Raw genomic sequence first — 20,600 nt, 5'->3', positions numbered from 1 at the left:
CCTTGATTCACGCTCGCACTATCTTCTTGCAGCCCTGCACAATTTGCGGCTCGCTGAAGCGGACCTCCATTCCCTTTCCTCGCACTGTCCGGCAGGCTTTGACCCTTGACGCCAGGGTGAGCACATGGCGTTTTCGTGATAGTGATCTATGAACGTAACCCTGATTGATACACTTGTTACCCGCAGCCGGGCCCTAAGCCCGTGGACGGGATTCTATTTTTTGCAATCGCTGTTGATTAACTTTGCTCTTGGCTACCCCTTTAGCCTGCTTTATGCCGTCGGGTTCACCTGCATTCTTCACCTGCTATGGCGAAGCGCACCGCGCATGCAGAAAGTGCTTATCGGGATCTGTTCTCTGGTGGCTGCCGCCTATTTCCCGTTCGGCCAGGCCTATGGCGCGCCGAACTTTAATACCCTGCTGGCGCTCCACTCCACCAATATGGAAGAGTCTACAGAGATCCTGACGATCTTCCCGTGGTACAACTACGTGGTTGGCCTTTTCATTTTTGCTCTCGGCGTGATTGCGGTTCGCCGTAAGCAGGTCGGGAAAAAAACATGGGGTAAAATTGAAAGCCTGTGCCTGGCCTTTAGCGTAGTGACGTTTTTTGTTGCGCCGGTACAAAATCTGGCCTGGGGCGGCGTGTTTAAGCTTAAAGATACCGGGTATCCGGTGTTTCGCTTCGTTAAAGACGTGGTAGTGAATAACGAGGAAGTGCTCGACGAGCAGGCGCGTATGGCCGAGCTATCCACCATGAAAGATACCTGGAACGTGCTGGCGGTGAAACCGAAGTATCACACCTATGTGGTGGTGATCGGTGAAAGCGCGCGTCGCGATGCGCTCGGCGCGTTTGGCGGTCACTGGGATAACACGCCATTTGCCAGCTCCGTCAACGGTACGCTGTTTACCGATTACGTGGCGGCCAGCGGTTCGACGCAGAAATCTCTCGGTCTGACGCTCAACCGTGTCGTGGATGGAAAACCGCAGTTTCAGGATAATTTTGTCACCCTGGCCAACCGGGCAGGTTTTCAGACGTGGTGGTTCTCCAACCAGGGGCAGATCGGCGAGTATGATACCGCCATTGCCAGCATCGCGAAGCGTGCCGACGAGGTACAGTTCCTGAAAAGCGGTGATTTCGAAGCCGATAAAAACACAAAAGATGAAGCGTTGCTAAAAATGACCGCGCAGGTCTTTGCCACTCAGCGCACCCAGCCGCAGCTGATCGTCCTGCACCTGATGGGGTCACACCCGCAGGCATGCGATCGTACCGGGGGAAAATATGCGGAGTTTGTGCAATCCAAAGAGACCTCGTGTTATCTGTACACCATGACGCAAACCGACGATCTGCTCAGCAAGCTGTACGCGCAGCTGCGCAACAGCGGCGATAGCTTCTCGATGGTCTATTTCTCTGACCACGGTCTGGCGTTTAAGGAGCGCGGTAAAGAGGTGCAGTATCTGGCCCACGATGACAAGTTTCAGCAGAACTTCCAGGTACCGTTTATGGTGCTGTCGAGTGATGACAAAACGCATCGCATCATCAAAGCGCGCCGTTCCGCGAACGATTTCCTGAAATTCTTCTCACAGTGGACGGGGATTAAGGCGAAAGAGATAAAAAATGATTACCCGTTTATCTCCGGGAAGAAGGGCCCGCCAGTTTACATTACCAACTTCAGGTTACAGAAAGTTGACTATAACCATCTGGGGACGGATATTTTCGATATTAAGAGTAAGTGATCTCTGCCGTCTCGTGCAGGCTGATGCCCTCACCCTGGCCCTCTCCCACGGGGAGAGGGTACAAACAAAAAAAATCCGCCACATTGGGCGGATTTTTTACTGGCTCACCGAAGTGATTAGAAGCGGTAACCTACGCCCGCGATCCAGGTGCCAACGTCAACGTTGCGGATACGGCTCTGCTCATAGGAGAAGTCCAGAGCAACGTTTTCGATTGGGTTGAACTGCATACCTGCGCCATAGGAGAAACCATAGTCGCTGTTGCTTGCAGTACGGTTCAGACCCTGGTTTTCGGTCTGCTGGAATTTACCGTAGCCAACACCTACAACACCGTAGATGCTTGCCCAGTCATTCAGGCGGTAAGCAGGACCCGCGGTGATGCCGTAGTACTGACCTTTATTGTAAGAGCCATTTTCAGTACGATCTTTCTCGGTGTAAGTGAAAGAACCGATCACACCCAGCGGGTTGTTGTCTTGCTCGTAACGGTACTTCAGGTTGAAACCGTTGGTTTTGTTCATCACGCCCTGCATATCGCTCTGAGCGTAACCACCAGTTACAGTAGAAGTTGCCGCTACAGCGGTACCTGCGGAAACAGCCAGAACAGCTGCCAGTGCTGAAAGACATGCAATTTTTTTCATAACCACCTCAAATGTGCTTCAAGTAAGTCCGTAAGTTTTAAATATATCAAAAAAATCTGTGAAACTCTTTGTCATTCACGATGTCTAATGCGACCTTTCCTGTAACAGAACATTTCCAGCACCAGCTATCTCGTTCAAATAACTCCAGATTTTCACCTGTAAATGCTAATAGTGCGCGTCATCGCCATTTAGTTCATCCAGATTATTCCTAATCTTTCAGGCGATAAAATCAGCAACGTTTTCTCATTTTACGGATTTTCCCTGGATTTTTTTCAACAGTAGCTCAACCGTTGCAGGTTATTTCCATTACACTGCGACTTTTACCTCTTTTGACAAAAATTGACAGGAGAAAGGATGCCAGGTTTACCTCGTAAATCGTCGGTCTGGATGCCGGTGGCAGTCATACTTATCGCGATGATGTCCATACAAAGCGGCGCGTCGCTGGCAAAATCGCTGTTTCCGCTGATTGGTGCGCCCGGCGTCACGGCGCTGCGTATCGCATTAGGCACCCTGATCCTCGTGGTTGTCTTTAAACCCTGGCGGCTACGGTTTAAAAAGGAGCAGCGACTGCCTCTGCTTTTTTATGGGCTGGCGCTGGGAGGGATGAACTACATGTTCTACCTCTCTATTCAGACTATCCCGCTGGGGATCGCGGTCGCGCTTGAATTTACCGGCCCGCTGGCGGTTGCCCTCTTTTCTTCTCGTCGCCCGGTAGACTTTATCTGGGTCATACTGGCCGTGCTGGGGCTATGGTTCCTGCTGCCGCTCGGCCAAAGCGTTTCACAAATCGATTTGACAGGGGCCGCTCTGGCGCTAGGCGCAGGGGCGTGCTGGGCGGTGTATATTCTCACTGGCCAGCGTGCGGGCGAAGAGCACGGCCCCGCGACGGTCGCCTTAGGCTCGCTGATTGCCGCGGTTATCTTTGTCCCGATCGGCATGGCACAAGCAACGGACTCAATATGGCAGTGGTCAATCCTGCCGGTTGGGCTGGCGGTCGCCATTCTTTCCACGGCGCTGCCCTACTCTCTGGAGATGATCGCCCTGACGCGTCTGCCTACGCGTATTTTTGGTACGCTCATGAGCATGGAGCCCGCGCTGGCTGCCATCTCTGGAATGATGTTCCTCGGCGAAACCCTGACACTGGTGCAGACGCTGGCGCTCTGTTCCATTATCGCGGCGTCAATGGGCTCTACATTGACCATGCGCCCGGAACCAAAAGTACATAAGATTGACCTCAACTAGCCCTTAAATTCTGCATGGCTTACCGGCCATGCAGAATATAGGTCTCGTCAGCCCTTCAAATAATTTCTTACAAACTCTCTTATATTGCCAAAATATTTCACCTGCCCGCCTTGTCACTTAACGAATTAAGATTGATCTGCATCAATTTATATAAATAACTTTAAAATCATTAAGTTAAAACTTCAACCATCCTTTCGCTATTAAACCGATAGGCAGCGCCAAACCGCAGAGAAAAAATCCGGTGCTATACTTAATCCCGTAATTACCTGGGACACAAACATCAAGAGGATATGAGATTATGAGTACCGCTAAACTGGTGAAAACGAAAGCGTCTAATCTGCTTTATACCCGTAACGATGTATCGGATAGCGATAAAAAAGCGACCATTGAGCTGCTGAATCGCCAGGTGGTCCAGTTCATCGATCTTTCGCTGATCACCAAACAGGCCCACTGGAATATGCGCGGTGCAAACTTTATTGCCGTTCATGAAATGCTGGATGGCTTCCGCACAGCACTGGTGACTCATCTGGATACCATGGCCGAACGCGCCGTACAGCTGGGCGGTGTGGCTCTGGGTACCACGCAGGTGATCAACAGCAAAACGCCACTGAAAAGCTATCCGCTGGATATCCATACCGTTCAGGATCACCTGAAAGAGCTGGCGGACCGTTATGCGATTGTCGCGAACGATGTTCGTAAAGCGATTGGCGAAGCAAAAGATGAAGACACCGCTGATATCTTCACTGCCGCGTCACGCGACCTGGATCAGTTCCTGTGGTTCATTGAGTCAAACATCGAATAATCCCTGCGGATTGTCTGAATAACCCTCGCCCCTGGCGGGGGTTTTGCACATTTATGGTGCACACTTTTGTCCGCAACGGCCGCAAAAGTGAATAAAATGTAATAATCACCTCACACAACCGTTAACGGAAGATTGTTTTTTCGTCAGATTCTGCGCTAAATATCCCCCTGTCAGAAGACCTTAACGAAGCGCACCAAAACGGTGCTCCATTCTGGTGCAACCTGACAGAATTGCCACGCTTTTTGTGCAATGCGTGACATTATCCCCTTTGCAAAACAACAGCTTGTAAAACTGGCACGATTTTTTCATTGTGCCTGAGGTTCTCGCAGGGGATCGCCCCGTGGATATAAAAGGAAATGCTATGAAGTCTGTATTAAAAGTTTCACTGGCTGCACTTACCCTGGCGTTTGCGGTGTCCTCGCAGGCTGCCGACAAACTGGTTGTGGCGACTGACACGGCGTTCGTACCGTTTGAATTCAAACAGGGTGATAAATACGTTGGTTTTGACGTTGATCTGTGGGCCGCTGTCGCAAAAGAACTCAAACTGGATTACACCCTGAAGCCAATGGATTTCAGCGGCATTATCCCGGCACTGCAAACCAAAAACGTTGACCTGGCGCTGGCGGGCATCACCATTACCGAAGAGCGTAAAAAAGCTATCGATTTCTCTGATGGCTACTACAAAAGCGGCCTGCTGGTGATGGTGAAAGCGGATAACAACGACGTGAAAAGCGTGAAAGATCTCGACGGTAAAGTGGTCGCCGTGAAGAGCGGCACCGGTTCCGTTGATTACGCGAAAGCCAATATCAAAACCAAAGACCTGCGTCAGTTCCCGAACATCGACAACGCTTACATGGAACTGGGCACCAACCGCGCAGACGCGGTGCTGCACGACACGCCTAACATCCTTTACTTCATCAAAACCGCCGGTAACGGCAAGTTCAAAGCGGTAGGTGATTCCCTGGAAGCTCAGCAGTACGGTATTGCGTTCCCGAAAGGCAGCGACGACCTGCGTAATAAAGTTAACGGCGCGCTGAAAACCCTGAAAGAGAACGGCACCTATAACGAAATCTACAAAAAATGGTTCGGTACCGAGCCTAAATAATTTCACCTGACTTCAGGTTTGTAACGCCCGGTGGCGCTACCGCTTACCGGGCCTACGTTTTTCGTTTTTCACCACGGTATACAGGAATACATCATGCAGTTTGACTGGAGCGCCATCTGGCCTGCCATTCCTCTCTTGCTTGAAGGCGCTAAAATGACCTTGTGGATTTCGGTCCTCGGTCTGGTTGGCGGGTTAATTATCGGTCTGGTGGCCGGTTTCGCCCGCACCTACGGCGGCTGGATTGCAAACCACATCGCGCTGGTTTTCATCGAAGTGATCCGCGGCACCCCCATTGTGGTGCAGGTCATGTTTATCTACTTCGCCCTGCCGATGGCCTTCAACGATCTGCGCATTGACCCGTTCAGCGCAGCTGTCGTCACCATTATGATCAACTCCGGCGCCTACATTGCGGAAATCACCCGCGGTGCGGTGCTGTCGATTCATAAAGGCTTCAGCGAAGCCGGTCTGGCGTTAGGTCTTTCCCGTCGCGAAACGATCCGTCACGTGATCCTGCCGCTGGCGCTGCGCCGCATGCTGCCGCCGCTGGGCAACCAGTGGATCATCAGCATTAAAGACACCTCGCTGTTTATTGTTATCGGCGTGGCCGAGCTGACCCGTCAGGGCCAGGAGATCATCGCGGGTAACTTCCGCGCCCTGGAAATCTGGAGTGCGGTCGCCGTTGTCTACCTGATTATCACGCTTGTCCTGAGCTTTGTTCTGCGTCGTCTTGAAAGAAGGATGAAAATCCTGTGATTGAATTTAAAAATGTTTCCAAGCACTTTGGTCCAACCCAGGTGCTACACAATATCGATTTGAACATCAGGCAGGGTGAAGTGGTGGTGATCATCGGGCCGTCGGGTTCCGGAAAATCCACCCTGCTGCGCTGCATTAACAAGCTCGAGGAGATCACCAGCGGCGATTTGATCGTCGATGGTCTGAAGGTGAACGATCCGAAAGTGGACGAGCGCCTGATCCGCCAGGAAGCGGGCATGGTGTTCCAGCAGTTCTACCTGTTCCCGCACCTGACGGCGCTGGAAAACGTGATGTTCGGTCCTTTGCGCGTGCGTGGGGCCAGCAAAGCGGCGGCAGAAACGCTGGCAAAAGATCTGCTGGCGAAAGTGGGTCTGGCGGAGCGTGCCCACCACTATCCTTCCGAGCTGTCCGGTGGCCAGCAGCAGCGCGTGGCCATTGCCCGTGCGCTGGCGGTGAAGCCAAAGATGATGCTGTTTGATGAGCCAACGTCCGCACTCGACCCGGAGCTGCGTCACGAGGTGCTGAAAGTGATGCAGGATCTGGCAGAAGAAGGCATGACGATGGTGATCGTTACCCACGAAATCGGCTTTGCCGAAAAAGTGGCGTCCCGTTTGATCTTCATTGATAAGGGCCGCATCGCGGAAGACGGTAATCCGCAGGCGCTGATTGAGAACCCACCTAGCCAGCGCCTCCAGGAGTTCCTGCAACACGTCTCCTGATAGCCATACACAGAGCCGGGCATGCCCGGCTTTTTTATGCCGGATTGTTCCCAAAAACTCCCCTCCGCTCCGCGCGCTCTATACTTATCATTTTGCACGATATTTTTGTCGGAGGACGCCGTGCCGTGGATCCTGTTGCTACTGTTTACCCTGTTTAGCGCGCCATCACTTGCTGTAACCATTCCCGGCGTCACCACCGGAGCCACCGCCACCCAGCAAAATGCGCCGCCAGAACCCGACGCTGAAAAGAAAAAAGCCGCTTACAGCGCACTTGCCGACGTGCTTGAGAACGACACGTCCCGGCAGGAGCTTATCGATCAGCTGAGGAAAGTGGCCGCCACACCGCCTCAGGATCCGGTTCCGACTATCGCGCCGCCGGAAGTCGAAGACGAAAAGACGGTACTGGAAAACGTCACCGATATCAGTCGCCGCTACGGGGAAGCCCTGTCGTCGCGTTTTGCCCAGCTCTATCGCAACCTTGTTGGCACCTCGCATAAGCCTTTTAATCCCCACACCTTTTCTGCAGCCGCGACCCAGTTTTCTATTCTGGCCGCCGCGGTATTCATTTTTTACTGGCTGTTGCGCCTGTCTGTCTGGCCGCTTTACCGGAAGATGGGCCACTGGGGACGTAAAAAGAATCAGCATAAAAGCAGCTGGCTGCATCTTCCGGCAATGATTACCGGGGCCTTTATCATCGATTTGCTGCTGCTGGCGCTGACGCTGTTTGTCGGCCAGATGCTGGCCGACCGTCTTAATACCGGGAACAAAACCATCGCCTTTCAGCAGGGGCTGTTCCTGAACGCCTTTGCCCTGATCGAGTTCTTTAAGGCGCTCCTGCGGTTAATATTCTGTCCGCGCGTGCCGGAACTTCGCCCGTTCGCCATTTCGGATCGGAGCGCCAAATACTGGGCGGTTCGGCTCAGCGTGCTGAGTGGGTTAATCGGCTATGGCCTGCTGGTTGCCGTCCCGATTATTTCCAACCAGGTTAACGTGCAGTTCGGGGCCCTGGCGAACGTGCTGATCATGCTCTGTATTACCGTCTGGGCGCTGTACCTCATCTTCCACAATAAAAAAGCGATCACCGACAGTCTGCTTCACCTGGCCGATCGCTCCCTCTCCTTTTTCAGCCTCTTTATTCGCGCCTTTGCGCTGGTGTGGCACTGGCTGGCCAGCGCCTATTTTATTGTGCTGTGTTTCTTCTCGCTGTTCGATCCGGGCAACAGCCTGAAATTTATGATGGGGGCGACGTTCAAAAGCCTGGCGATTATCGGCATCGCGGCCTTTGTTTCTGGCCTGCTCTCCCGCTGGCTGTCGAAGACGATCACCCTGTCGCCGCAGGTTCAGCGTAATTACCCCGAGCTGCAAAAACGGGTAAATGGCTGGACATCGGTGTCGCTGAAGGTGGCGCGTATTTTGACGGTCTGCGTGGCAATTATGCTGCTGCTGAATGCGTGGGGACTGTTTGATTTCTGGAACTGGCTGCATAACGGTGCGGGAGAAAAGACCGTCGATATTCTTATTCGTATCGCGCTGATCCTGTTCTTCTCCGCCGTCGGCTGGACGCTGCTGGCAAGCCTTATCGAAAACCGTCTGGTGTCGGATGTCCACGGCAGGCCCCTGCCAAGCGCCCGCGCCCGCACACTGCTGACGCTGTTCCGCAACGCGCTGGCGGTGATCATTAGCACCATTACCATCATGATTGTGTTGTCGGAAATCGGCGTAAATATCGCCCCACTGCTGGCGGGTGCCGGTGCCCTGGGACTGGCGATCTCCTTTGGTTCGCAGACGCTGGTGAAGGATATTATCACCGGCATTTTTATCCAGTTTGAGAACGGGATGAACACCGGGGATCTTGTGACCATTGGACCGCTCACCGGCACGGTGGAGAGGATGTCCATTCGCTCCGTCGGCGTACGTCAGGATACCGGGGCGTACCACATTATTCCGTGGTCATCGATCACCACCTTTGCCAACTTTGTGCGCGGCATTGGTTCGGTGGTGGCGAATTATGATGTCGATCGTCACGAAGATGCAGATAAGGCGAAACAGGCGCTGCGGGATGCGGTGAGCGAACTGATGGAGATGGAGGATATTCGCGGGCTGGTAATTGGTGAGCCGTCGTTTGCGGGCATCGTCGGGCTGACGAACACTGCCTTTACCCTGCGCGTATCGTTCACCACCCAGCCGCTTAAGCAGTGGACGGTGCGCTTTGCTCTCGACAGCATGGTGAAAAAACACTTCGATCTGGCGAACGTGAGAGCGCCGGTGCAGACGTATCAGGTATTGTCGCCGCCCGCTTCGCCGCTCCCTCCACAGGAGCCGACGCTGTAACCGAGCCGGGTGGCGGCTTCGCCTTTCCCGGCCCGAGAAACGATTATTTGCGACGTTTGTTATCGTCCATAAAGGACCAGGCAATAAAGCGGCTCTGCTTCTGACCCTGCGCCATCTCTTTTTTGACCACCTTCACCGCGCCGGCTTCGGTCAGCGCGCGGTAAAGCGGCGGCAGGTTATCGCCACGAGAGACCAGCGTGGTAAACCATTTCACCTGACGACCGAAGCCTTTACTCTCGGCAATCATGCGCAAAATAAAGGCCACTTCCCCGCCCTCGCACCACAGCTCCTGCTGCTGGCCGCCAAAATTCAGCGCGCCATCTTCGGCCTGGCCCAGGTTACGCCGCTTGCGTTCACTTCCCGCACGCGCGGAGGCGGCGGAGTCATGGAATGGCGGGTTGCACAGGGTGGCATCATATTGTTCGTTCTTATGAATTATGCCGTTGAAAATAGCAGCGGCATCCTTCTGACGACGCAGACGAACGGCCCGGCTTAACCCCGGGTTAGCGTTGATAATGGCCTGCGCGCTGGCGAAGGCCTCATCACCGATCTCGCTGCCGGTAAATCGCCACTGGTACTCATGTGCGCCTATCAGGGGGTAGATCAGGTTCGCGCCCGTACCGATATCAAGGACGGTAGCCTGTTTCGGCACTACGCCATCGTGGTCATCCGCCAGCAGATCGGCAAGATGATGGACGTAATCCGCACGGCCCGAGACCGGCGGGCAGAGAAAGCCATCAGGGATGTCCCAGTGCGTCACACCATAAAAATGGGCCAGCAGCGCTTTGTTCAGCGTTTTAACCGCCAGCGGATCGGCAAAGTTTACCGACGGTTCACCGGCTGGTGTCTGAACGATAAAACCCTGCAATTCAGGGCAGCTCAGACACAGGGCTTTCATATCGTAGCGGCTACGGTGGCGGTTACGCGGGTGCAATCCCGGCTTGTGGGAAGTCATGGCATTCTCCTTTAAACAGCCGCATAAGATACCCTGTGACGGCGCGGGGGTAAATATCTGTCTGAGTCGCACAAAAAAACGACAAAAATCAGCGACCTGTATGTCTATGATCTGTCAACAAATTGTCAGAATTTATCGTTCAAAAAATAAGCAGATCATCATCAAATTTTTGCGCTAAATCACACGCATCAGGCTTCTAAACTTAACAGGAATCACCTGTTGTTTCCCCTGAGGATGTGATTATGAAAAAGTATCTGACCTTTATTATTGCGGGTGCGCTGGCAGGCGCATCATTCTCTGCCTTGTCCGTTCAACCTCTGACCGACAGTACCGACACCAGCCAGCTACGCGCGGCCGGGACGGTCTCTGTCAGCCGGGCAAGCAACCTTGATGACCTTCAGGACAAGCTGGCCGAAAAAGCCCGTCAGGAAGGCGCTAAAGGCTTCGTGGTGAACGCCGCCGGTGGCGATAACCATATGTACGGTACCGCGACTATCTATAAATAACTTACCGCCTTCCAAACTGCATCTGCCCGGCAGATGCAGTTCTCTCTGCCTGCGCCTTGACTGTGCGTTTTTTCACCCCATATTAAAATGCATGACTTGATCCTTTCAGGAGAACATCATGGCTTCCGGCTGGGCGAATGACGACGCCGTTAACGAACAGATCAACAGTACCATTGAAGATGCGGTTGCGCGTGCTCGCGGTGAAATTCCGCGCGGCGAAAGTTTGACGGAATGCGAAGAGTGCGGGGATCCCATTCCTGAGGCACGACGTAAAGCCATTCCCGGAGTACGGCTTTGCATCACCTGTCAGCAGGAGAAAGATTCAAAAAATGCTTCACATTCAGGATATAATCGTAGAGGATCGAAAGACAGCCAGTTACGTTGACTTTCCTTTACCGTAGTTAACCGCACCAACAGTTTACTTTACGCTCACGACTTTCAGCGAAGCGCGTAGCAAAACGTGCCCTTCTGATTGTGTCTGTAAAGCGTATCCGCAAGAAGTGTCAATTGCGCTTCTGATTTTATTAGTAATCAATAAGTTATTTGTCATTCAATTTTTTTGACCAACCACGTCAATTCTCTTCGATTTTATCTTCCGCTAAAAAGCGTGATACTTATCACATCGACGGAACATCGTCCCCTTAACAGAATAACCTGCGAGAATTGACCTATGAAAACCATCAAATATGCTGTTGCCGCTGTTGCCCTGTCCGCTCTGTCTTTCGGCGCTTTCGCTGTAGAGCCAGTCTCCTCTACTCAGGCACAGGATCTGAACAAAATCGGTGTGGTGAGTGCTGAAGGCGCGACCACGCTGGACGGTCTGGAAGCAAAACTGGCTGAAAAAGCTGCCGCCGCGGGCGCAAGTGGATACACCATCACTTCCACTAACGGTAATAACAAACTGAGCGGTACTGCGGTTATCTACAAGTAATCGAACAAATTATGCTCCACCCTCGCCATACCCTCTGGTGAGATGCTCCAACCCTCATTGACCCTGTTGTTGTTACCCTTGTTTGCCCGTCCGCCACTGGACGGGCTTTTTTTTGCTTAAAATGACTGCGCCACGCGCTGCAACCCGGCTTCCACGGACTCGACTTCCCCTGCTGCCATCAGGCAGCAGGCCATTTGCAGCTTGATTGACTGCGGAACCGGCACCTTCCCGGCCAGACACTGCACAATCCAGTGCGCGGTGACCTGCGGATCTTTCGACTCAGGCAGGATCGCATCTCTGTTCTCTTCCCCACGTTCAACAACGACCCGCGTCCCGGCGGGCTCAATCAGCATCAGCTGTGGACAACGCTGCGGGTTGGCGTAAACCTCGCCTTCTGTCCCGTGCATCAGCAGCGCGCGTCCACCGATTTCGGCAAAGAATTGCCCGACTCGCGTCACGTATTCCGGATGTGAGACGCTGGAAAGACGCAGCGCGGCGTCTTCGGCAAACGGCGTCGCCAGCTTCGCCAGGGTGTGAGCACTGTTACGTACGCCCATGCGCCAGCGCATGTCCAGCTGCTTTTCCAGCGGTGGGCAGAGCGCGCTAACGGGGATATAGACCGGCTGATTCCCCTCCAGCTTTGCCTGTGCCTGACCGGCATGGAGGGTCGGTTCAATACCTAACAACGCCAGGATGGTTTCTGTCAGCACGCGCGTCGGATCTTCGCTCACGCCATGCACTACTACCGGGAAACCGAGTTTCTGCAACAGAATAGCCAGCAGCGGCGTGAGGTTTGCCTGCTTACGCGCGCCGTTGTAGGTCGGGATCACAACTGGCATCGGCTTCGTGACGGGCGGGGTTAAGCGCATGGTCTGCGACTGCATGGCCTCATAAAAGCCGCGCATCTCCGCCTCACCTTCCCCTTTAATACGCAGCGCAATCAAAATGCCGCCCATTTCCAGTTCCGGCACGTCGCCATTCAGCATATGCGTGTACAACGCGCGGGCTGTTTCCTGGTCCAGATCGCGAGCGTGGTTTTTCCCACGCCCTACCTCTTTGATAATTTTGCGGTAATCCACGACATTTCTCCTGACTGCATTATCTTGTTAACAATATAGCCCGATGAACACAGACCCGATAGTGTTTTGTGATCATTATCAACCTGCTGTTTTCATATAAAAAAATTAAACTCAAGCACTATTTGCATTATTTGTGATTGGGACAAAAGATCCGCAGCGACCCTTTTTTTGATTAAATAAACATCGAAAAATCATTAAGGGTCAACGGTAAAAACGTCCAGGCAACGCTTTTACCAGAATCACATCAGGATTAACTATGAACAAGGTTGCATTAGGTTTTTTTATCGCCGCAACGGTGGGATGTTCTGCATCCGCATTTGCGGCAACTAACGGTGAAGGCCAGATTAATTTCACCGGTGAAATTATCGATTCTGCTTGCCAGGTCGTGAATGGATTAAGTAATCCATTAAACGTTCAGTTGGGTAAGGTGTCTAAAACGGTATTTACCGGCGCAGGCTCTACCAGCACATCAACGAAGTTTGATATTAAGTTAACCAATTGTCCGGAAACAGTGACCTCGGCTGCGATTAACTTCGGCGGTACGCCGGATGCGGATAATAATGCCGCGCTGGCATTAACGCCAGATACCGATGCGGCAACCGGTGTAGCCATTCAGTTGATGGATGCTTCCGGGCAGCCTGTCACTCTGTATACGCCTTCGCAGCAATATCCTTTAGCCTCCGGCACGGCAGTTAACGACCTGGAATTCGGTGCGCGTTATATTCAAACTCAGGCCGCCATTACCGCAGGCCCTGCCAACTCTGTATCGACTTTCACCGTTATTTATAACTGATCTTATCAATCCTGAGATATTAATGCTTTTGCGGGCATTAATATCTCTTCTATTTATTGAGAAATCTTTATGCGCCACGGTTATTTACTGAGCACTCTTTTACTGATAGCAGCCTCTGCACATGCGGGCGTCGTGATTAATGGTACCCGGCTGGTCTATCAAGGAGATAAAAAGGAATCATCTCTTGGCCTGTCAAACCCGGATACGACGGATTATCTGGTACAGTCCTGGGTCGATTCTGGCGGTAAAAACCCGGCCAAAGCCCCATTCCTGATCACCCCGCCGCTTTTCCGTCTGGATGCAAAAGAAGATAACGTTCTGCGCGTGGTACGCACGGGCGGAAATTTACCGGAAGACAGGGAATCTCTGTACTGGTTGAATATCAAAGCGATCCCTTCCTCAAAACACGTTGAGGGAGTAAATACGCTGCAAATTGCCATTAATACCCGCATTAAATTGCTGTATCGCCCGTCCTCGGTAAAAGGCCGACCAGAAGATGTGGCGGATAAGCTTGAATGGCATCGCGAAGGTAACGACCTGGTGGTGAATAACCCTACGCCTTTCTATATGAATTTCCAGACCGTCACGCTTAACGGTCAGAAAGTCACAAAAGCGACCTGGGCTGTTCCGAAATCAGAAACACATTTTGCCATACCGGGTAATGTCGGGGGCTCAAACGTGACGTATTCCATTATTAATGATTACGGCAGCATCAGCCATTCCTGGTCGAAATCCGTTCATTAATTGTTCCGGTAATAAAATAATCATGTACAGCCACAAAAAGCCGTTCACCTGCCGAATGTCTTCATTGCTGGTCATTCTCTTTGGCCTGGCAATAGCCATCTTTGCGCAGCAGGTTATGGCTGATGATTATTTTAACCCCGCCCTGCTGGATATTGATAATCCCCAGCAGGGTAAAACCGATCTGTCCGTCTATGAAAAAGGTCCCGGCCAGGCACCGGGGAAATATGAGGTCGCGGTGTTTATCAATAATAATAAAATTGATACCCGCAACGTGACCTTTACGCTTGAGAAAGATTCGCAGGGCAACGACACGTTACAACCTTGCTTTAGCATGGGTGAATTAAAAAGCCTCGGTATCAAGACCCAAAAGTTTCCTCAGCTCATGGCCAAAGGCCAGTGTGCCGATCTAGGTGTCATCCCTGCTTCATCTGCAATCTTTCACGTTCGCAACCAGCAGCTGCTGCTGAGCATTCCGCAAAAGGCGCTCGGACAGGTGCCACGCGGTTACATCGACCCGAAAGAGTTTGACGAAGGGATCAACGCGGGCCTGCTTAATTACAGCGTCAACGCCAGCCAGAGCCATGCGCGCCAGCAGGGTGAAGAGGATAGCAGTAGCCAGTACGTGAACCTGCGTCCGGGTTTAAACGTTGGCGCATGGCGCCTTCGCAACTATTCCACCTGGAATCGCAGCACCACAGGCAATGAGGAGGAACAGAAATTCACCTCCGTTTATACCTATGCGCAACGCGATATTGTGGCGATGAAAAGCGATATCACCGTTGGCCAGAGCTCATCACCTGCTGATGTTTTTGACAGTGTCCCTTACACCGGCGTGGAGCTGAAATCCGATAACGACATGCTTCCCGACAGCGAAAAAGGCTATGCGCCTATTATTCGTGGCACCGCCCACAGCAACGCGCTGGTGATGGTGCGCCAGAACGGGTACGTGATTTATCAGAACACGGTCGCGCCGGGGGCCTTCGAAATTAACGATCTCTACCCCACCGGCAGCAGCGGCGACCTCCAGGTCACGGTGAAAGAAACTGACGGCAGCGAAAGCCATTTCGTGGTGCCGTTTGCCTCCGTTCCGGTATTGCAGCGTGAAAAAAACCTGCGCTACAGCGTAACTGCCGGGCGTTATCGTTCTTATGACAAAGATGTTGAAAAGACCCCGTTTGCTCAGGGGAGCGCCATCTATGGTTTACCCCACGGCTTCACGGCCTACGGCGGCGTACAGCAGAGCAGTCATTATCAGTCGCAGGTGATAGGCGCCGGGAAAAACATGGGTGATTTAGGGGCGTTCTCCATTGACGTGACTCGCGCCAGAGCCCTGCTGAAAAAACAGCAGTCCAGCACAGGCAAATCGTGGCGCGTACGCTACAGCAAAGATTTCGCCGGTTCAGGCACCAACTTTTCGCTTGCGGGCTATCGCTACAACAGCAAGGGGTTTTACACCCTGGACGACACCATGGAGTCGTATACCCGCGCCGACAACTGGTCTGCGCCACAGCAGCGCCGCGCCCGTACCGAAGCCACCATCGACCAGACGCTACCAGAAGGCTGGGGATCGGTCACGCTGAGCATGGTGAAGGAAACCTACTGGAGCCAGAACCAGGACATGACCTCCATGAGCGTCAGCTACAACAACAGCTGGCACGGCGTTAGCTACAGCCTTAGCTACAGCATGAATAAAAACACTCACGACAGCGATCTGGACGGTAATGCGGTGACGAACGACAACCAGTTCTCGCTGAGCGTTTCGGTTCCGCTGGATCGCTGGATGCATAACACCTGGGCCACGTACAACCTGAACAACACGAAAGATGGCACCACGCAGAACATCGGCCTGAACGGTACGGCCCTGAAAGAAGACAACCTGAACTGGAATCTCCAGGAGGGGCTGAGCAGCACCGGCAGCGGTAACTCCACCAGCGTTAACGCCGACTACAAAGCGACATACGGTGAAGTGAGCGGTGGCGTCAGTCAGGATAAATATCAGCAAACACTGAACGTCGGCTTGCAGGGAGGCGTGATTGCCCATGCAAACGGCATCACGCTAAGCCAGCCGCTCGGTGAGACCATTGCGCTCGTGAAAGCCCCGGGTACGCACGGCACGCATATCACTAACCAGACCGGCGTTGAAACCGACTTCCGCGGCTACACCGTCGTACCGTTCGTCACCGCGTATCGCCACAACACTATTGCGCTGGATACGGAAACGCTGCCGGAGGACGCCGACGTCACCCATGCGGCACAAATTGTGACGCCAACCCGCGGAGCCATTGTGCGCGCCAGCTTCACGACGCGCGTGGGCAATCGCGTCCTGATGACGCTCACGCAAAACGGTAAACCGCTGCCGTTCGGCGCAACGGTTACCACCGAGGACAAGGACAGCGAATTTATCGTCGGGAATGACGGCCAGACCTATCTCTCCGGTCTGCCACAGCAAGGGCATCTCCGCGTTTCCTGGGGACAGGAGGCAAACGAGCATTGCGTCGCTGACTATGTGCTCACGGATGAGAAAGCGAAAACCAGCATCATTAACGCTGCCGCGCAGTGTCACTGATCTCCCCTAAAGGCAAAACATTATGCAAATGATTAAACAGTGCTTTTTCTTACTGATTCTGGGAACCGCTGCGTTATTCATGCCGCATGCGAAGGCGACCTGCACCACGCCGGATCTCCCCAAAATGATCAACGTGGCATCCATTTCTGTCCCGACGACGCTGGCAGTTGGCGCAACTATCCCGGGTACAGAGCAGAGCGTTCATGTTGCCGGGCATTGCGATCAGAATACCGACAGCGGCCTGGAGATTGTCTCCTGCTACTACGGCACCGGAGCGGAAATGCCAGGGCTCAGGGGGGTATACGAATCCGGCGTGCCGGGGATTGGCGTAGCATTGATGAATGATCACGGGCAGCGAATTAGCGGCGCTGGCGGCGTGCAGTGCGATTCACGTGGAACGCCTGTTGGCTACGTCTCTACCGATGGAACACAGACTTTTAGCTTTGAAATAACGCTTGAGCTGGTTAAAACGAGTGACACCGTGACATCCGGTACGCTGGTGCAGTCTCAAACCGAATTTGGCATTGGCGTTTTCGGCCATGAAGGGATCGGCAACCCTAACCACATCGCCTATGCAGGTAATGTTATTCTTCATCAGGTCACCTGCTCCGTTTTACCGAAAAATCTCACCGTTAATTTGGGCGATTTTCCCGTCAGTGATTTCATCAGCGTAGGTTTTTTATCCAGCCCTGCTCAAAAATTTAATATCACCGTCAACTGTGACACAACCGTACAGCCTGAGCTAAAAATCACCAGCGCGAATGGATATGACACAGCATTTGAGGGGGTGATCAAACTCACGCAGCAGACCGGCATGGCTACAGGCGTCGGAGTAAGAATGCTATTTGATGACCATCTCGCCACCTTCGGTACCTATGTAAGTACCCAAAATCAGGCCGTAGCCAACGAAACGCTGGTGATCCCGTTTGAGGTTCGCTACGAGCAGGTCAGCAATGTAGTCACCCCCGGGCCAGCCAATACTGTGGCAACCATCACCCTCGCTTATAAGTGAACGTCATGAAAAAAACCGCATTGATTCTCGCGCTGGGGCTGATCGCCCAGGCCCACGCCGATGATATACAGATCCAGATGACGGGTAACATTTACGCCAACACGTGCGTCATTGACAGTGCCAGCCGCAACCTGACGGTGGACTTAGGCCAGGCGGCATCGGGTAGTTTTAAAGACGTGGGCGATACCGGCGAGTGGAAGGACTTTTCCCTTTCGGTGTCGCACTGCCCGGCCACGCTGGCGCTTGCCACCGCCTTTTTCTACGGTCAGGCCGACAGCACCCATCCCACCAAATTTGCCAATCTCGGTAGCGCAAAGGGGCTGGCACTGGAGCTGGCAGATCGTCAGGACAAGATACTGATTGCCCCGCAGGCCGCCTTTAACGCTGCCATAAACCCGTCAGACCACACGGCCACGTTCCCGCTGGCCGCACGCTATTACGCCACCTCGATGCCCATCTCTGCCGGCACGTTCAGCAGCGTGATCCAGGTGACCTTCACTTACCAGTAGGACCGCGCCCCTTAGCACGGAAGCTTTTTCGACGCCCGGCAGCCAGTTTTGTCGGGCGTTTTTTTACTTCCGGCACGTCCGGCTGCTCAATCGGGAAGATCGGCAGCGCATTCAGCAGCCGCTGGCCGTAGTTTTTGGTGAGCAGTCGTTTGTCATAAATCACCACCTCGCCCCAGCAGCCGTGGCTACGGATCAAGCGCCCGACCTGCTGAATCAGGTTAAACGACGCTGCAGGCAGGCTTTGCACTTCAAACGGATAACGGTTAAGGCTTTTCAGCCATTCGCCTTCGGTGATCACCACCGGGCTGTCGATGGGCGGGAAGGCGATTTTATGGATATGCACCTGCGTCAGGTAGTCGCCTTTCAAATCAAGCCCTTCCGCAAAGGACTGTAACCCCACCAGCACGCTGCGCTCGCCGTTATCAATGCGTTTACGGTGGGTTTCCACCAGCCGATAGCGCGGCTGATCGCCCTGCACCAGCAGGAGTAAGCGCAGATCGGTGACGTGCTCCAGGAAGCGTTGCATCGCCCGACCGCTGGCAAACAGCACCAGCATACCGGGGTATTTTTTACTCTCAACCTGCTCGCGGAAGTAGGCCGCCATTTCCTCAATATGCTGCTCTTCGTTATCGATAAGCGGCTCATAATTCATGCGCGGAATGACCAGCTTTCCCTGCTCACAGTGGTTGAACGGCGAGTCCAGGGCCACAAAGCGGTCGCCCGCTTTCTCTTTCAGGCCGCTCATCTCCTGCAACCTTGAGAAGCTGTTCAGGGAACGCAGAGTCGCTGACGTCACTACCACGTGCGGAACGCTGCGCCAGATCAGCTTTTCCAGCTGATCGGCCACGCGGATGCCCACGCAGTGGAAGAAGAGATGTCCCTGCCCGTCTCGTACTTCGCGGGTGGCCCACTTAGTCACCGGCGCGCCGGACGCCTGCGCCATCGAAGCCAGCCGCCAGAGTTTGCTCTGCGCTTCAAACATCCCCAGCGCACGATTCATTTGCAGCAGAATGCGGTGCAAACGCACCACGTCGTGAGTACCGGTTTTCTCGCTGAGATCGTTTAAGAACATCTCCGCCAGCCCGCGCAGCTTTTCCAGGTGCTTCGCCAGCTGCTGGCAAATCTCCATCACTTCCTGCGGCAACTCACCCATCGCAAAGCGATGTTCCGCCTCCTGGGTGGCGGGGAGATACAGGTTAAAGATGTTATTCAGCGAGGCGATGAGGCCGTACACCTCTTCACAGTGCTCGCTCAACCGCTCCGGGACCGCCAGCGGCGGCGTGGTTTTCGGGCGGAACTGCTCCATGCAGGTTGCCACCAGTTTGCAGAACAGATCCAGTTGCAGGCGAAACCACGGGGCGGTAATTTCCGCGCTCATCTCCAGCGCATCTCGCGCCACGTCGGGCAGATGATGACCTTCATCGAGCACCAGCAGCAGGTTTTTGGGCTCCGGCAGGACCGCTTCACTCTCCAGTGCAGCCATGACCAGCGCGTGGTTGGCGACAACCACCTCCGCTTCCTGAATCTCACGCCGGGCGACAAAGAACGGGCACTCGCGATAGTAGTGACAGTTACGGTTCAGGCAGCTTGCTTTATCGGTGCTGAGCCTGCGCCACAGGTCGTCGCCGATCGCCTGGTTGGTGTGATCCCGCAGGCCGTCCCACTTGTAACCGTCGAGATCGGCCTTCAGCTTTGCGCACTGCTCCTGCTCCGCCTTGTTGTTTGGCGTCAGCTCGTCATCAAGAAACGCGAGCAGATCCTGTTGGGAGGGTTCACTGCTGGCCAGTGCCGCCAGATTGCGCGGACAGACGTAGCGCCCGCGACCAAAGGCGGCGGTAAACCGTAAATCGGGGATAATTTTGCGCAGCAGCGGCAAATCTTTGCTGAAGATCTGATCCTGCAAGGCCACGTTAGCGGTACTGACCACCAGCGTTTTATCTTCTTCCCGCGCGATGGCAATGCCGGGAATAAGATACGACAGGGTTTTCCCGACGCCGGTCGGGGCTTCAATCGCCAGATGTCGCCCGTCGTCCCCGGCGAGCGTTTTTGCCACGTCGGCAATCATCTGCCGCTGCGGGGCTCGGGGAATAAAATCGGGGATCTGCTGTTGTAGCGCCTTATACCATGCGCCAATTTGCGCCTTGAGCGCAGCGGTTAAAGCCATCGGAAACCTGAAATACTGTATA

The 20,600-nt window shown here is 53.8% G+C and carries 19 protein-coding genes; 15 read left to right on the top strand and 4 right to left on the bottom strand.

What is annotated here, in order from left to right:
• Nucleotides 1-148: 148 nt before the first annotated feature.
• Nucleotides 149-1,732, top strand: a complete 1,584-nt coding sequence (locus ACQG1K_RS07175; RefSeq protein ID WP_022647524.1) for a phosphoethanolamine transferase — start codon at nucleotides 149-151, stop codon at nucleotides 1,730-1,732.
• Nucleotides 1,733-1,848: 116 nt separating this feature from the next.
• Here the strand turns inward: ACQG1K_RS07175 and ompX are convergent, their stop codons facing one another.
• Nucleotides 1,849-2,367 (bottom strand): outer membrane protein OmpX, encoded by a 519-nt coding sequence (ompX, locus tag ACQG1K_RS07170; protein WP_003858450.1) that lies wholly within the window; start codon nucleotides 2,365-2,367, stop codon nucleotides 1,849-1,851.
• A 354-nt stretch (nucleotides 2,368-2,721) separates the two neighbouring features.
• On the opposite strand from ompX, the gene rhtA reads away from it, so the two are divergent.
• The 6 genes from rhtA to ybiO all read left to right on the top strand — a co-directional run bounded on the left by rhtA (nucleotide 2,722) and on the right by ybiO (nucleotide 9,319).
• On the top strand, nucleotides 2,722-3,609 hold the full coding sequence (gene rhtA, locus ACQG1K_RS07165; protein ID WP_023305742.1) for a threonine/homoserine exporter RhtA: 888 nt from the start codon (nucleotides 2,722-2,724) through the stop codon (nucleotides 3,607-3,609).
• Between the two features lie 298 nt (nucleotides 3,610-3,907).
• On the top strand, nucleotides 3,908-4,411 hold the full coding sequence (gene dps, locus ACQG1K_RS07160) for a DNA starvation/stationary phase protection protein Dps (RefSeq protein ID WP_000100801.1): 504 nt from the start codon (nucleotides 3,908-3,910) through the stop codon (nucleotides 4,409-4,411).
• Between the two features lie 361 nt (nucleotides 4,412-4,772).
• Nucleotides 4,773-5,516, top strand: a complete 744-nt coding sequence (glnH, locus tag ACQG1K_RS07155) for a glutamine ABC transporter substrate-binding protein GlnH (RefSeq protein ID WP_003858455.1) — start codon at nucleotides 4,773-4,775, stop codon at nucleotides 5,514-5,516.
• A 93-nt stretch (nucleotides 5,517-5,609) separates the two neighbouring features.
• Nucleotides 5,610-6,269, top strand: a complete 660-nt coding sequence (gene glnP / locus ACQG1K_RS07150; protein ID WP_010428919.1) for a glutamine ABC transporter permease GlnP — start codon at nucleotides 5,610-5,612, stop codon at nucleotides 6,267-6,269.
• Nucleotides 6,266-6,988 carry a glutamine ABC transporter ATP-binding protein GlnQ gene (glnQ, locus tag ACQG1K_RS07145; RefSeq protein ID WP_367074656.1) on the top strand — a complete coding sequence of 241 codons (723 nt, stop codon included), beginning with the start codon at nucleotides 6,266-6,268 and terminating at the stop codon, nucleotides 6,986-6,988. Before glnP ends, glnQ begins: the two co-directional genes overlap by 4 nt.
• Before the next feature lie 120 nt (nucleotides 6,989-7,108).
• Nucleotides 7,109-9,319 (top strand): mechanosensitive channel protein, encoded by a 2,211-nt coding sequence (gene ybiO / locus ACQG1K_RS07140; protein WP_022647521.1) that lies wholly within the window; start codon nucleotides 7,109-7,111, stop codon nucleotides 9,317-9,319.
• 43 nt (nucleotides 9,320-9,362) lie between these two features.
• Here ybiO and rlmF read toward each other — a convergent pair whose 3' ends face one another.
• The gene (gene rlmF, locus ACQG1K_RS07135) at nucleotides 9,363-10,274 is read right to left on the bottom strand and encodes a 23S rRNA (adenine(1618)-N(6))-methyltransferase RlmF (protein WP_426720889.1); all 912 of its coding nucleotides are present in this window, start codon (nucleotides 10,272-10,274) and stop codon (nucleotides 9,363-9,365) included.
• A gap of 242 nt (nucleotides 10,275-10,516) precedes the next feature.
• Here rlmF and mcbA point away from each other — a divergent pair, with 242 nt between their 5' ends.
• The 3 genes from mcbA (at nucleotide 10,517) to ybiJ (ending at nucleotide 11,711) form a co-directional block, all read left to right on the top strand.
• Entirely contained in the window at nucleotides 10,517-10,780 is a 264-nt protein-coding gene (mcbA, locus tag ACQG1K_RS07130; RefSeq protein WP_022647519.1) for a DUF1471 family periplasmic protein McbA, read from the top strand.
• Nucleotides 10,781-10,898: 118 nt separating this feature from the next.
• A complete protein-coding gene (locus ACQG1K_RS07125) occupies nucleotides 10,899-11,165 on the top strand; it encodes a DksA/TraR family C4-type zinc finger protein (protein WP_022647518.1) in 267 nt (88 codons plus the stop codon).
• A 285-nt stretch (nucleotides 11,166-11,450) separates the two neighbouring features.
• Nucleotides 11,451-11,711, top strand: a complete 261-nt coding sequence (gene ybiJ / locus ACQG1K_RS07120; protein ID WP_003858474.1) for a DUF1471 family protein YbiJ — start codon at nucleotides 11,451-11,453, stop codon at nucleotides 11,709-11,711.
• A gap of 116 nt (nucleotides 11,712-11,827) precedes the next feature.
• Here ybiJ and ybiB read toward each other — a convergent pair whose 3' ends face one another.
• The gene (gene ybiB, locus ACQG1K_RS07115; RefSeq protein ID WP_108367323.1) at nucleotides 11,828-12,790 is read right to left on the bottom strand and encodes a DNA-binding protein YbiB; all 963 of its coding nucleotides are present in this window, start codon (nucleotides 12,788-12,790) and stop codon (nucleotides 11,828-11,830) included.
• 256 nt (nucleotides 12,791-13,046) lie between these two features.
• Between ybiB and ACQG1K_RS07110 the strand changes: the two genes are divergently transcribed.
• The 5 genes from ACQG1K_RS07110 (at nucleotide 13,047) to ACQG1K_RS07090 (ending at nucleotide 18,414) form a co-directional block, all read left to right on the top strand.
• Complete coding sequence (locus ACQG1K_RS07110; protein WP_022647516.1) at nucleotides 13,047-13,583, top strand: fimbrial protein; 537 nt, start codon at nucleotides 13,047-13,049, stop codon at nucleotides 13,581-13,583.
• A 69-nt stretch (nucleotides 13,584-13,652) separates the two neighbouring features.
• Nucleotides 13,653-14,327 (top strand): fimbrial biogenesis chaperone, encoded by a 675-nt coding sequence (locus ACQG1K_RS07105; RefSeq protein WP_045308539.1) that lies wholly within the window; start codon nucleotides 13,653-13,655, stop codon nucleotides 14,325-14,327.
• 22 nt (nucleotides 14,328-14,349) lie between these two features.
• Nucleotides 14,350-16,893: a fimbria/pilus outer membrane usher protein gene (locus tag ACQG1K_RS07100; RefSeq protein WP_367074653.1), complete on the top strand. Its 2,544-nt coding sequence runs from the start codon at nucleotides 14,350-14,352 to the stop codon at nucleotides 16,891-16,893.
• A gap of 22 nt (nucleotides 16,894-16,915) precedes the next feature.
• Nucleotides 16,916-17,905, top strand: coding sequence for a fimbrial protein (locus tag ACQG1K_RS07095; RefSeq protein ID WP_280005853.1), 990 nt, complete (start codon nucleotides 16,916-16,918; stop codon nucleotides 17,903-17,905).
• 5 nt (nucleotides 17,906-17,910) lie between these two features.
• Complete coding sequence (locus ACQG1K_RS07090) at nucleotides 17,911-18,414, top strand: fimbrial protein (protein WP_023299643.1); 504 nt, start codon at nucleotides 17,911-17,913, stop codon at nucleotides 18,412-18,414.
• On the opposite strand, the gene dinG is transcribed toward ACQG1K_RS07090, so the two are convergent.
• Nucleotides 18,401-20,578, bottom strand: a complete 2,178-nt coding sequence (gene dinG, locus ACQG1K_RS07085) for an ATP-dependent DNA helicase DinG (RefSeq protein WP_367074651.1) — start codon at nucleotides 20,576-20,578, stop codon at nucleotides 18,401-18,403. The two genes, ACQG1K_RS07090 and dinG, sit on opposite strands and share 14 nt — an antisense overlap.
• Nucleotides 20,579-20,600 lie beyond the last annotated feature (22 nt).

This window comes from Enterobacter cloacae complex sp. 402C9, assembly GCF_050030745.1.
Lineage (GTDB): Bacteria > Pseudomonadota > Gammaproteobacteria > Enterobacterales > Enterobacteriaceae > Enterobacter > Enterobacter intestinihominis.
This window is presented reverse-complemented; position numbering and strand designations above follow the sequence as displayed.

Bases quoted from the DNA above. Each gene is read 5' to 3' on its own strand.
- ompX (WP_003858450.1), bottom strand. From the start codon at position 2,367: ATGAAAAAAATTGCATGTCTTTCAGCACTGGCAGCTGTTCTGGCTGTT.
- ACQG1K_RS07100 (WP_367074653.1), top strand. From the start codon at position 14,350: ATGTACAGCCACAAAAAGCCGTTCACCTGCCGAATGTCTTCATTGCTG.
- ACQG1K_RS07125 (WP_022647518.1), top strand. From the start codon at position 10,899: ATGGCTTCCGGCTGGGCGAATGACGACGCCGTTAACGAACAGATCAAC.
- dps (WP_000100801.1), top strand. From the start codon at position 3,908: ATGAGTACCGCTAAACTGGTGAAAACGAAAGCGTCTAATCTGCTTTAT.
- glnH (WP_003858455.1), top strand. From the start codon at position 4,773: ATGAAGTCTGTATTAAAAGTTTCACTGGCTGCACTTACCCTGGCGTTT.
- ACQG1K_RS07105 (WP_045308539.1), top strand. From the start codon at position 13,653: ATGCGCCACGGTTATTTACTGAGCACTCTTTTACTGATAGCAGCCTCT.
- ACQG1K_RS07090 (WP_023299643.1), top strand. From the start codon at position 17,911: ATGAAAAAAACCGCATTGATTCTCGCGCTGGGGCTGATCGCCCAGGCC.
- glnP (WP_010428919.1), top strand. From the start codon at position 5,610: ATGCAGTTTGACTGGAGCGCCATCTGGCCTGCCATTCCTCTCTTGCTT.
- ybiJ (WP_003858474.1), top strand. From the start codon at position 11,451: ATGAAAACCATCAAATATGCTGTTGCCGCTGTTGCCCTGTCCGCTCTG.
- ACQG1K_RS07095 (WP_280005853.1), top strand. From the start codon at position 16,916: ATGCAAATGATTAAACAGTGCTTTTTCTTACTGATTCTGGGAACCGCT.
- rhtA (WP_023305742.1), top strand. From the start codon at position 2,722: ATGCCAGGTTTACCTCGTAAATCGTCGGTCTGGATGCCGGTGGCAGTC.
- ACQG1K_RS07110 (WP_022647516.1), top strand. From the start codon at position 13,047: ATGAACAAGGTTGCATTAGGTTTTTTTATCGCCGCAACGGTGGGATGT.
- ACQG1K_RS07175 (WP_022647524.1), top strand. From the start codon at position 149: ATGAACGTAACCCTGATTGATACACTTGTTACCCGCAGCCGGGCCCTA.
- dinG (WP_367074651.1), bottom strand. From the start codon at position 20,578: ATGGCTTTAACCGCTGCGCTCAAGGCGCAAATTGGCGCATGGTATAAG.
- mcbA (WP_022647519.1), top strand. From the start codon at position 10,517: ATGAAAAAGTATCTGACCTTTATTATTGCGGGTGCGCTGGCAGGCGCA.
- rlmF (WP_426720889.1), bottom strand. From the start codon at position 10,274: ATGACTTCCCACAAGCCGGGATTGCACCCGCGTAACCGCCACCGTAGC.